The sequence below is a fragment of the Shewanella sp. AS1 genome (assembly GCF_021412565.1).
In the GTDB taxonomy this organism is placed as follows: Bacteria; Pseudomonadota; Gammaproteobacteria; order Enterobacterales; family Shewanellaceae; genus Shewanella.
In genome coordinates, this window is record NZ_JAKCLJ010000095.1 from 1 (window position 1) to 286 (window position 286).

Below are 286 nucleotides of genomic sequence, written 5' to 3' on the forward strand. Positions count from 1 at the left end.
TTAGGGTCTGTACATCAGACGCACCTTGGCTGTCGCTGCCAGTGACATCAATGTTGAGTACTTGAGTTTGACCTACGCCCAGCGACTGATAAGCACTGTGGCTAGCATCAAATGCCCAGCTGCCATCTGTGTTGACGGTTAATCCATCCACAGGTGTTGCAATGGAATAGCTGATACTGTCGCCGGTATCGATATCGCTGCCAGTGACTTTACCTGAGATGCTGGCGTCTTCCGCTACAGTTTGCGCGGCAATGCTGCTGAGCACTGGCGCATCGTTAGTACCGGT

At 52.4% G+C, this 286-nt stretch carries 1 protein-coding gene; it reads right to left on the bottom strand.

Annotation, left to right across the window (positions count from 1 at the left end):
• Positions 1–286: VCBS domain-containing protein (locus tag LZP69_RS16205; RefSeq protein WP_234201724.1), on the bottom strand; the 286-nt coding region annotated here is incomplete at both ends.